The sequence below is a fragment of the Allobaculum sp. genome, assembly GCF_047010065.1.
Lineage (GTDB): Bacteria > Bacillota_I > Bacilli_A > Erysipelotrichales > Erysipelotrichaceae > Allobaculum > Allobaculum fili.
In genome coordinates this window covers 1-6,398 of record NZ_JBKXLD010000122.1, presented here as the reverse complement: position 1 = coordinate 6,398, position 6,398 = coordinate 1, and the positions used below count along the sequence as shown (strand labels likewise).

Genomic DNA, 6,398 nt, shown 5'->3' with positions numbered 1-6,398 from the left:
ACGGAATTCAGGACGAAAATGGCAAATGGATGGAAAGTTCCATTCCGCAGAAAAACTGGGTGTGGAAACATCCGCGCCCGAACGGTTCCGTGGAATGCGTACCTCTTCGCGGGGATGTGCAATTTCGTCATGTCGATTTTGGCTATGTTCCGGAAAAGCAGATTCTTAAGGATGTTTCGCTGTTTGCCAAGCCCGGTCAGACGATTGCTTTAGTCGGTGCGACTGGCGCCGGAAAAACGACGATTACCAACCTGCTCAACCGTTTTTATGACATTTCCAAAGGAAGCATCTTGCTGGATGGCATCGACATCAAACTGATCGCCAAAGACGATCTGCGCCGGTCGATGGCCATGGTTTTGCAGGATACGCATCTGTTTGCGGGAACGATTCTCGATAACATTCGCTACGGCCGTCTGAACGCCAGCGATGAGGAAGTCATCGAGGCAGCCAAACTGGCGAATGCCGATTCCTTCATCCGTCGTCTGCCGGAAGGCTACCATACGCGTATCAGCTCCGATGGAGCGAGCCTTTCCCAGGGTCAGCGGCAGCTGCTTTCCATTGCGCGAGCAGCCATTGCAGATCCGCCGGTGCTCGTTCTTGATGAAGCCACATCGAGCATCGATACCCGAACGGAAAAACAGATTGAAGAAGGCATGAAGCATCTGATGGATGGACGAACGACGTTTGTGATTGCGCATCGTCTGTCGACCGTGCGCAACGCCGACTGCATTATCGTGCTCGATCAGGGAAAAATCGTTGAGCGCGGCAGCCATGAAGAATTGCTCGAACAGAACGGCTTTTACGCCAGACTGTATAACGGCATGTTCGAACTCAGCTGATTGTTTTTGCAATTAGTAATACAGATCTCGCATGCGAAAGCGGCGGTTCCATACGACTTTCCCTAGGAAAGCGTGAAACCGCCGCTTTTTTACAGGATACAATGCACGAGGAAATGCTGCCGGAATGCCGGCGGCTGCGGAGAATTTCCGGAAGATTCGTTTCACACGTAGATCGGGCACGTCTTGCAAATACATACAGACGTTTAGTCCGGAAAAAAGCCGGTCCAGGACCGGCTAAATGAGAAATCGATGAGAGTTAAATCCAGGTTACTTTGCTTTCCTTGCCGGCGCGAACTTTAAGAATGTTCGATTTGTGCCGGTAGATGATCAGCGCGGTCAGCATCCAGCTCCCGGCGATCAGGAGCAGATCCTGCGAATTGGTCGACCAGTTCATGGAAAGAATCTGCAGGGAACTGGCGAGTGCCGCACAGATGGAAGCCACGGACACCCATTTGTATAAATACAGAATGATGAAGAACATCAGAAACGGAATGAGGAAATACAGTCCGTTATGGAAGACAAACAGTGAAATGCCAAACAGGAAGCCGTACATGCTGGCGACTGCCTTGCCGCCTTTGAAATGAGCAAAGATCGGATAGCAGTGACCGATGCAGCAGGCCAGTCCGCTGACCAGCGCGCAGGCCGGAGAAACGAGGGCGCCGATGCCAATGGCAGCGACAACTTTTAAGGCATCCATGAAAATGACGAGAACGCCGACCTTTTTGCCGAGAACGCGTCCCGCATTGGTACCGCCAGGATTGCCGGATCCTTTTTTACGCAGATCGGTATGGAAGAAGACTTTTCCGATGACCAGCGCGAACGGAATGGACCCCAGCAGATAGCCGATGATAAGACAAAGAATAAACCAGAAAATTTGCACAGATATTCACCTCTAAATATTCGTCTATCCCGATGCAGAGCATCGAATGCAGTTCCTGTTTCGAAAAGAAGCACAGGATCAAACGCGGGCAAAAGCCGACTGGAAAAGATGGCCTCCTGCTGCTTTAGACAGACAATTTACTGTACACCTATTGTATCAGTCCGAGCGATTTCTAGCCGTGCAGAAGGAAAAACAGATTTCCTGGTTTTCAGAGATCCTCGGGAAGAACCTGCTGCAGGACGCGAAAAACGTTTTCGCCCATGACTTTGGCAATGTCTTCTTCACTCCAGCCCGCTTTTTCTAAGGCGTCCGCCAGCTTCTGCATCTGCGAAGCGTCTTCAATTTCGACTTTGGAGTGAATGCCGTCAAAATCTGTACCGATCGCGCAGACGTCAATTCCGCCGGCTGCCCGCAGATGTTCAAGATGACGAATCATGTCTTCAAGCCGCGAGAGGTCTTCATCGTTTTCCCGTAAAAAGTCGGCACAGAAATTGAGACCGATCACGCCGCCCGTTTTGGCAATGGCGCGAATCTGCTCATCGCTGAGGTTGCGGCTGACTTCGCATAACGCCCGACAGTTGGAATGAGAAGCAAGGACGGGTTTAGAGGCCATTTCCATCACATCCCAGAACGCCTTGTCTCCAAGATGCGAGACATCGATTAAAATGCCGAGTTCTTCGCATTTGTGAACGAACTGTTTGCCGTGTTCGGTCAGTCCCTTTTCTGTTTCTACGCGAAAAAGGGGAGCCGGTTTTCGGTAATCGACATCCGCAAGATCCGCAAAGGAAATGTTGGGGTGACCGATCGCGTTTGGATAGTTCCAGGTCAGCGCAATGAGCCGAACGCCCATGCGCTGCCAGAATTCGAGCAGGTCCAGATCCTGAAACATCACATCGCCTTCTTCCAGAGAAAGCAGAACGCCAGTTTTCGAAGAGTTTTGTAAAGCATCCAGATCCTTGCGGGTAAAGATCGGAAGCAGAAAAGCACGATGTATGTGCATCTGCTTCTGAAATTCGTTCAGCAGACGAAGCGCTTCGTGTTCGGGCTGACGGCCGTTGCCGCGATCAGTAAACAGCGCAAACGTCTGCAACGCCACGCCGCCTTTTCGAAGTTTTTGAATATCGATGCAAAGATCGTTTTTTGCCAGAGAGGCGTCCTGATTCTGATCGCGGCGTTCGCGCAAAGCGAGAATGGTATCGCAGTGCAGATCGCATACGGGATACGTTTTTGTCATGGATCGTTTTTCCTTTCCTGCCGGGTATGAAATCGAATCGAGAGGGATATGGACCCGGCTTAAACCGTGTTCGTCTTTGATTTTAACGGCTGCACAAAAACAGGCGATCCTCTCGAAGCAAAATGACAGAATTGTCTGAACCTGTACATTATCCAATCTCGTGTCCGTCCAAAAAGAGTTTTCCTTTTTCGAGGGGCGTTTAACGCGCTACTATATTTTCTAAAGTTTCTCTTTTGTGTTGTCCTTTCACGGACTGTACCCCGAAAAGTGGACACGAAAGAGAGGATCATCCTGGATCCTGCATATTTACAGAACTCCATAGAAAGGAAACAGTCCCTTAAGACCTTAAGAAACGCCAATGTATACGATTCGATTTGCGAAAAAGGAAGAGGCCAGAAGACTTCTGGAAATTTATAGACCGTATGTGGAAAACACGGCGATTACGTTTGAGTGGGATGTACCTACCCTCGAAGAGTTTGAACACCGTATTGAAACCATTCAGAAGCACTATCCGTATCTGGTTCTAGAAGAGAAAGGCAAAATCATGGGCTACGCCTATGTCGCTCCATTTAAGGAAAGACAGGCATACGCCTGGAGTGTCGAAACCAGCATTTATCTGGATCGAAATTCCCGTCACAAAGGGTATGGCTCCAGACTTTATGAGGCCCTCGAAGAAGAATGCCGCAAAGCTGGATTCATCAATTTTTACGCCTGTATTGCCATCCCTTCCTGTAAGGACGATCCGTATCTGAATCTGGACAGCGTTCGTTTTCATGAAGCCAGAGGATTTAAGGAGTGTGGCCGCTTTGACAACTGCGCGTTCAAGTTTGATCGTTCCTACGGCATCGTCTGGATGGAACATCGCATTCAGGACTATACGCTTCCTCCCAAACCGGTAAAGACGATCGGCTAAACCTGCCAGTCGAAACTTTGCACAGGCAAAAGAAAGGGAAGAAAAGAAAGGGAAAAGGGAAGACAAAAAGAAAAGAGGCATAAGAAAAGGCTGTTCATGCAGGAATGCACGGGCAGCCTTTGGCATTATTTTGATCTGAATAAGATTTTGTGCTGGCTTATTCTGGATGGGAAATGGATTGGAATTATTCAACAACCCACCAGGCAACGCCTTCACCGAGCCATCCGCTGGAAATGAGGAATACATTTTCCTTGCGGCTTGTTGTGAAGTGGTGCGAGCCGGCCTGATCGGCGTTCGGATTGTATGTACGGAATACAGGTACGCCTTTTCCAAGCGCGTTGGAGTACCAGGCGATGCCTTCATATTTCCAGCCGAGATCGGTAAGAACGTTCATTTCCTGCTCATCGAGCGTGAAGTGATGATCGCCGTTGTTCGGGTTGTACAGACGGTAAACCGGTTCGCTGGATGTTTCCGGGGAAACCCAGGCCAGACCTTCATCATACCAGCCGATCGCGGACAGGTAATTTTTCTCGCGGACATCCTGAGTAAAGAGGTGTTCGCCCGTGTTCGGGTTGTAAACGCGGTAGAGGTTTACCGTTGGGCCAACTTCTTCTTCTCCGCCGGTATCCACGGTTTTGTCGAAGGTATAGGTGTAGGCAGCATCGTATTCCTCATTGGAGAGAACAATGCCGTTTTCATCGGTGTTGATTTCTTCGGTCCAGCGGCCTTTGCTCTGGTCAAAGCCTTCGAGAGCAACCATGCCGGTTGGAATGAGAGACGCATCGAAGGTACCAGCAGCGTGTGCGCCGTCATTGGTTTTCACCATGTCCATGTCGATCTCTACGACTTTCGCATCGGCGGAACCGTCATCCCAGGTACCGTTTTCTACATGGAAAGCCACTTTGCCGGACGGTACGTCCAGTTCGAGACCGGTCTGGTCAATTACGCCGGTGAAGCGAATCGGAACGATCAAGGCCATCCAGGGATCCAGGTCAATGTTTCCGTGGAAGGTTGAGGTGCTCAGAATCGCCTGACCGCCTTTCTGGAAGTCTTCGTCCTTAATGAAGAGCGCGCCTTCTGGAGAGTAGGCATGGATTGTTTTCGGCTGTGTTGTTTTGTCGTCATCGAGCGTCTTGCAGGATACTTTGCCTGTTCCGTTTTCGTTGATTTCAAAGCGAACGGTGATTGTACCGGTCGTCGCATCATAAGAAGCCTGGGTACATTTCATGAACTTGAAGAAGCCTTCGGCAGCTGCGCCGCTTCCTTCTTCAAATACCTTCTGCCATGCCGATGTGTCGCAGAGAATGTCTTCGTTTACCGATACGATTTCCGGATTGATCTGGAACGTATAGGTGTAGCTTCCCTTGAGGGATTTTGTGTAAAACTGAGGTTTGCTGTTGGCCATGATGTACGCCAGACGGAAGGTTCTGTAGCTGTTCCATACGTTGGTCATGTCCAGATCGCCGCCGATCTGCACCTGACTCTGACCTTTACCTGGCTGATAGAGCAGGGAGTCCATCGGGGTGCCGTCTACTAGCGTATCGATCGTCAGATCGCAGTTTACGTCGGTACCTTCGCGGTATGTCGCAGGAAGGTCACTGGCCAGAATCATTTTTTCTTCTTCCGAAAGCGTTTCGTTGATGTCAGCCTGGCTGTTTTCCGACAGGGTGAAACTTTCCATCTGAGTCATTTCCTCTTCCTGAGCAAACGCCTGAACCGGAGAGAGGGTCATTGCAGCGGTGCTAAGGATCATAGAGGTACTCAGAGCAAGTTGTAAAAATTTGTTCTTTTTCATATCATTTCTCCTATAAATCGCTGTATTTGAATTGAACTTGCGTAAACAAGTCGCAATCACTTCGTATTCTAAGTATTATAATTTAATTTAATATTCATTCATCGATACGACGCAAATCATATCATGAAGCCATACTCCATGCGACATGAATACTGCATTTGAAAGCGGATCATATAATTTCACACAAAGGATACAAAATTGTTCGAATAGCAAATAAAGATCACATTAATGAAAAGAAGCGCAGCCGGCCTGCGCTTCTTTTTTGAAGAATATGGGAAAGACGACAGTCCGAAAGACTCGCCTGTGCCCGGAACATCCTTCTCAAAACCAAAGAAAAAGATCGGCCGTTTCCGTTGCCGATCTTCTGGTCTGTCTCATTCCTGTTTGGTCGGTTCGAACAGACGGGAAGTGCTGTTTAGATTGCTGATTCCGGTATCCAGGAAAAGCCGTCTGTTCAATTTCGATCTTCGGACTGGATCCATTTTCTATTTTCCGAATGCATCCATCAACAGACGGAATTCCTCTTGTGCCTGGCGTTATTTCCGATCTGTCTCATCCCGTTCGTGGATCGGACCTTATTTCGCTGCGCTTACTGTCTCAGGCTTGTGTCTCTCCGTTGGCAGAATGAGCGTCGGACTGATTTCGTATCAGGCGATTTTTTCGTCGGTCCAGCCGGCATCGCGGGTATGTCAAAAATTTTGTGTAAATTCGTTTTTTGGTAGTTGAAACATTTGGCC

The 6,398-nt window shown here is 49.1% G+C and carries 5 protein-coding genes; 2 read left to right on the top strand and 3 right to left on the bottom strand.

Features of this window, described 5'->3' with window-relative positions; all coding sequences use genetic code 11:
• A partial coding sequence (locus ACLUYS_RS09060; RefSeq protein WP_412659659.1) for an ABC transporter ATP-binding protein occupies nt 1–839 on the top strand: 839 nt, incomplete at its 5' end.
• Nucleotides 840–1,095: 256 nt separating this feature from the next.
• On the opposite strand, the gene plsY is transcribed toward ACLUYS_RS09060, so the two are convergent.
• Both plsY and ACLUYS_RS09050 read right to left on the bottom strand, forming a co-directional pair.
• Nucleotides 1,096–1,719 (bottom strand): glycerol-3-phosphate 1-O-acyltransferase PlsY, encoded by a 624-nt coding sequence (gene plsY, locus ACLUYS_RS09055; RefSeq protein ID WP_230267877.1) that lies wholly within the window; start codon nt 1,717–1,719, stop codon nt 1,096–1,098.
• A 208-nt stretch (nt 1,720–1,927) separates the two neighbouring features.
• Entirely contained in the window at nt 1,928–2,953 is a 1,026-nt protein-coding gene (locus ACLUYS_RS09050; RefSeq protein WP_230267878.1) for a dipeptidase, read from the bottom strand.
• Between the two features lie 358 nt (nt 2,954–3,311).
• Here ACLUYS_RS09050 and ACLUYS_RS09045 point away from each other — a divergent pair, with 358 nt between their 5' ends.
• On the top strand, nt 3,312–3,866 hold the full coding sequence (locus ACLUYS_RS09045; RefSeq protein ID WP_230267879.1) for a GNAT family N-acetyltransferase: 555 nt from the start codon (nt 3,312–3,314) through the stop codon (nt 3,864–3,866).
• Nucleotides 3,867–4,050: 184 nt separating this feature from the next.
• On the opposite strand, the gene ACLUYS_RS09040 is transcribed toward ACLUYS_RS09045, so the two are convergent.
• Nucleotides 4,051–5,661 (bottom strand): hypothetical protein, encoded by a 1,611-nt coding sequence (locus ACLUYS_RS09040; RefSeq protein ID WP_412659658.1) that lies wholly within the window; start codon nt 5,659–5,661, stop codon nt 4,051–4,053.
• Nucleotides 5,662–6,398 lie beyond the last annotated feature (737 nt).

Excerpts from the sequence above, each read along its gene's own strand:
- ACLUYS_RS09050 (WP_230267878.1), bottom strand. The coding sequence starts at position 2,953 with ATGACAAAAACGTATCCCGTATGCGATCTGCACTGCGATACCATTCTC.
- ACLUYS_RS09045 (WP_230267879.1), top strand. The coding sequence starts at position 3,312 with ATGTATACGATTCGATTTGCGAAAAAGGAAGAGGCCAGAAGACTTCTG.
- ACLUYS_RS09040 (WP_412659658.1), bottom strand. The coding sequence starts at position 5,661 with ATGAAAAAGAACAAATTTTTACAACTTGCTCTGAGTACCTCTATGATC.